The following is a 2,545-nucleotide window of genomic DNA, read 5'->3' on the forward strand; positions in this document are numbered from 1 at the left end:
GATCGTCAGATCGGCCGGGAGGCCGTTCATGACCGTCGCCATCTGGTTCTCGGCGCCGGTGGCCACCGCCGCCACCTGCACCCGGGTGATCTGCCGCCCGAAGTCGGCCAGGTCCAGGCTCAGCTCCTGATCCGAGACGAGCTTGGCGTGGTACAGGTGCGACAGGGACACGTCGACCGGCACCTCGTCGACGTCGTCATAGGTGATCGTCGCACCCGGCGACGACTGGGTCCGCGCCGTCGACGGCTGCGGCACCCGCACCGTGATCGTGTCCCCGTTCGACCCGCTGAACTCCGCGCCCGGGATCCGCGACGCCGTCATCGGCAGAACGAGGGTGCGCGTCAGCAGCTCGATGGCGAGGGACGAGATGCCTTGCGCGGTCAGCACAGCCACTGCGCTACTCCTTTGCTAGTGACCCGACCACGGCGCGGACGCCGTGGTCAGAAGTCGGACTTGAGAATCGCCTCGGCCATCTCGGCCGGGCTCTTGTCGGCGGCCGCCGCCGGCACCGCGCCGGACGTCAGCCGCTCCTTCGGCCTGGTGGCCGTGCTCGCCGTACCGGCCGGCGGCATCCGGCCGCCGTCGCTGTCGCCACCGTCGCCGTTGCCGCTGTCGGATGCCTTGCCGTCACCGGCGGCACCGTCCTTGCCCGCGTCGCCGCTCGTACCGTCCTTGCCGGCCGGTTTGAACGACTCCAGCAGCTCGTCGGCATCCGCCAACAGGTCGTCCCGGGTGTCCCCGCGCAGGCGTGCCGCCTGCTTCGCGGTGAGACCCTTCTCCGCGGCGATGTCGGCGATCAGCGCCCGCCGTTCGGCGTCGCCCGCCCGCTTCTCCATCTCGGCCAGCTTCTCCATCACCTTGTCCATGTCGGACTTGGTGCTGTCGCTGGCCGCCTTCAGCCTCTCCAGTTCGGCGTGGTTGGCCTTGGCCTGGTCCTCGTGCTTACGCGCGAGGGCCTTCCACTTCTCGGCTTCCGCTTCCCAGTCCTTGCCGCCCGTGCCGGCCGGCTTGGCGGTCTGGTCGGTGGTGCCGGTGTTGTCGTCCGCCATCGCGGTCACTCCCGTGTCGGGTCGGTCCGGCCCGTGTCGGGCCGGAGGGTCTGATCACCGGCGAGGTACCGGCGGAACGCGTTCAACGCGTCGTTGCTGGTGCCCCGGCTCAGTTCGCCGGACTCGCGGGCCTGCCGCTGCGCGGCTTCCCATGCCCGGCGTAGCCGTTCGTTGCCGGGCACCGGCCGCGACCCCTCGTAGAACGGCTCGGCGGTGCAGGCGCAGTGGTCGTGGGCCTGGAACCGGGCACCGCGCTGCGACTTGAACGCCGGCCCCCGCGAGGCGATCATGGCGCAGAACGCGCACGGCGACCCCGACGTGACCCGCTGCCAGCCGGCCGCCTGCCGGTCCGCCCGCACCGAGTCGGTGACCGTACGCCGGCCGCCGCCGAGCACCATCCACACCGCCGACCCCGACGCCCGCACCAGGCCGGTCCGCGCCGCCGCCTGCGCCGACTGGCCGGCCGCCGCCGCCGACCGCATCCCGGCCAGCCCGGTCGCCCGCAGCACCGCCCGCACCGCCGGCGCGTCCGGTGCCTCGGCCAGCCGCGCCGTCGCCGACCCGGCCACACCCTCGGCCGTCCGGAACCGCTCGAAGTACGCGGCCGCCAGACCGGCCGAGTCGCCGTGCCGCTGCCGGATCAGGATCTCCGCCGCCACCGCGAACCGCTCGAAGTCGCCCGGCCCGATCAGCGACCACAGCTGCACCAGGTCCCGCAGCACATCCGCCCGCAACGTCAGCTGCGCCTGCCGGTGCGCCCGGGTCAACGCGGCGCCCTCAACCGTCAGCGCCACCAGCGCCACCCGGATCATCCGGGTCCCCGTCGTCGGGGCCGGTGGCCTGCCGGTCCAGCAGCGACGTCAGGTTGGCCAACGCGTCGCCCTGGGCGGCGGCCGCCTTGAACCGGCGGATGTCCTGCTGGGTGACACCCGGGATCCGGTCCCACAACTCCTGCGCGGGAACGCCGAGCATCTGCGCCAGCTTGCCCAGCCCGTCGACGACCGCGGCGAACGCGGCCGCCGACGTGTCCCGCCACACCACCTCGGCGTCGTCGGGCACCGGCACACCCATCAACGCGCCGACGACCTGGAACGACTGCTCGTGCGACTCGCCCATGCCGGTCTTACGCTCGTCGACCTTGCGGTCCCGGCCGGCCTCGGCCGCCGCCAACGCCTCCGCGGACAGGTTGACCAGCTCGCCGATCAGCTCATGCACCGGCGTCTGCGACAGCGTCGCCACGAACTTCGACGTCGACTCCCGCGACGCCAGATACCCGCTCAACTCCGTCTGCGAGAACTCACCCAGCCGCATCTCATCGGGCATCGCGTCGAACGTCCAGAACTGCGACGCGGCGGACCGCATCTTCGCGTCGCGGTCCTCCGGCGTCCACCCGATCGCCCACCGCTGCCGGAACGCGCTGTACCACTCCGCGCCCTTGAGCGAGAACGAGGTGAGGTCGAGCTGGTCCTGCATCGGCATCAGCGGCGCGACCTGCC

Annotated in this window: 2 protein-coding genes and 2 pseudogenes; all 4 read right to left on the reverse strand. The window is 72.5% G+C overall.

What is annotated here, in order from left to right:
- A pseudogene (locus O7634_RS00035) lies at window positions 1–393 on the reverse strand (hypothetical protein); the annotation flags it as partial.
- 47 nt (window positions 394–440) lie between these two features.
- Window positions 441–1,049 carry a hypothetical protein gene (locus tag O7634_RS00040; RefSeq protein WP_278148122.1) on the reverse strand — a complete coding sequence of 203 codons (609 nt, stop codon included), beginning with the start codon at window positions 1,047–1,049 and terminating at the stop codon, window positions 441–443.
- 5 nt (window positions 1,050–1,054) lie between these two features.
- On the reverse strand, window positions 1,055–1,861 hold the full coding sequence (locus tag O7634_RS00045; protein ID WP_278148123.1) for a hypothetical protein: 807 nt from the start codon (window positions 1,859–1,861) through the stop codon (window positions 1,055–1,057).
- A pseudogene (locus tag O7634_RS00050) lies at window positions 1,827–2,545 on the reverse strand (phage portal protein); the annotation flags it as partial. The pseudogene O7634_RS00050 and the gene O7634_RS00045, both read right to left, overlap by 35 nt.

Origin of the sequence: Micromonospora sp. WMMD1120, from assembly GCF_029626235.1 — a bacterium.
In the GTDB taxonomy this organism is placed as follows: Bacteria; Actinomycetota; Actinomycetes; order Mycobacteriales; family Micromonosporaceae; genus Micromonospora.

Coding starts and splice junctions, on each gene's coding strand:
- O7634_RS00040 (WP_278148122.1), bottom strand. CDS start 1,049: ATGGCGGACGACAACACCGGCACCACCGACCAGACCGCCAAGCCGGCC.
- O7634_RS00045 (WP_278148123.1), bottom strand. CDS start 1,861: ATGATCCGGGTGGCGCTGGTGGCGCTGACGGTTGAGGGCGCCGCGTTG.